The sequence below is a fragment of the Bradyrhizobium sp. P2_E8 genome (assembly GCF_056403875.1).
Map to the genome: position 1 here is coordinate 1 of NZ_JBFUES010001324.1, position 1,680 is coordinate 1,680.

Annotated in this window: 1 protein-coding gene and 1 pseudogene; both read right to left on the minus strand. The window is 59.9% G+C overall.

The genetic code is table 11. From position 1 onward, the window contains the following. A partial coding sequence (locus AC1D00_RS40065) for a glycosyltransferase family 2 protein (RefSeq protein ID WP_477014498.1) occupies positions 1 to 417 on the minus strand: 417 nt, incomplete at its 3' end. Positions 418 to 831: 414 nt separating this feature from the next. Continuing rightward, positions 832 to 1,680, minus strand: a pseudogene (locus AC1D00_RS40070) (hypothetical protein); the annotation flags it as partial.

The following is a 1,680-nucleotide window of genomic DNA, read 5'->3' on the forward strand; positions in this document are numbered from 1 at the left end:
GCGCGGCTGGCGCGTCTGGCCGAGCGAGGCCGCATGTAGATTGCTTAGGGTAATGACGATTGGAAGTTGCGGGTATTGGTCAATGAGGGCCACGCATCGCTCGAGCAGCGACGGCATTATTCTGTCGTCATCGGAGACGAGGATGATGTATTCGCCTCGGGCATTCGCGAGACATGCATTCCAATTCGGGAGCAAGCCGATGTTCGTTTCCTGGGTGATGACGCGCAATCGTGGGTCGCTAAATTCGTCCAAGGTCTGTGCGGTATCGTCGGGCGAAGCATTGTTCGAAACGAGGACTTCGAAATGGGGGTAGGTCTGCGCCAGGGCTGACGCAATGCATCCCTTCAATAGGGCGGCCCGGTTATACGTGGGAATTGCAATCGTCACGTAGGGATGGCTTGTCGTGGCCGAAGGCATACGACTCGCCATCGCATTCGCATGGTTCGCGGGCAGACACTCCGTGATATTTGCCGAATGTGTCATGGAATTTCGATTGTCAGACGTGTCGTCGCGGCAATCGCCATGAGAGGCTCGATCCGGTGTTGCTTGGTTCCTGACCGGAAGTGAACTTGCTGGAATGCACGGCCGGCTCCTCCCACGTGTGAAATCGCACAAAGGCGTTATGGACGGCGAACGGCATCATTCTGAGCGCGCCCGGCATCATCTAAACTGCGACGGACGGGGTCCGAGTTGACGGCTATCAATTCCGTCGGCCGTTGTTCGCCAGGCCGCGGCTGCTTGCGTGAGGGCGTTCCGCGCGGGCGGACGCAAAACAAAGCGCGGGGGCCGTGAAACGGCGCCCCGAGGTTTGTCTATCCCATTGCGAGAAAACTAGTGTTGGGCAGGCAACGAGAGCGTCTGCACGAGTGAAGCGTTCGGATCGACCGCGAGAGGCCCGTTCGTCACGGCGCCAGCTGTGGTCGCATCGGTCGCGGTATACTGGCTCAGTAGCGCGAACGCCTGATTTGCACTGCTCAGCAGAGACGCCGAGGCAGGGCTCGCGGGCTTTGCAACCAAAGACACATTGTCATAGCTCGCGCCGAGCCCGTCACTGCCTTGGCCCGCAACCTCGCGGAATGTCACGCGATCCTGTCCGCCTGTACCCGTCACCGTGAAATCATAGTTTTGCCAGGTGCTGTCGGGCGGAACGACCCCAAGGATCGAGCCATTCCAGAGGACTTCGATCGAGCAGGTCGAGCTTGTGAAGCCCGGCCGCGAGCGCGCATCGAAGGAAAGAACGTATTGCTGGCCGGCCACGGTTTCCACATCCTGGTAAAGTCCGTCGCGAGCTCCGGCATAGTCCAATTCGCCGTAATTGACGCCGTCACTTGCTTTCACGCCGTTCAGATTATTCCAGAGCTCGATGGTTCCGCCACTGATGGCGTGCCAGCCCGGAATAGCATCGAAGGCCCCCCAGCGGCCGGCTTGGAGGGGCGCCAGCGAAGATGATTCGAACGATCCGTTCACCAGGAGATTCTTATCCGCGGCCCCCGGTAGTGAATCGGCCGGCGTCGCCGTGGCGACGGTGAGTTGGATATTGTCATAGAGGGCACCCAGACCGTCGCTACCCTGGCTGGCTACCTCGCGGAAGGTAAGGCGATCGTTGCTGCCGGTGCCCACGACCTTGAAATCATAGGCGTCCCAACTACTGCTAGGTGGGACGGTCGCAATGACTGAGCC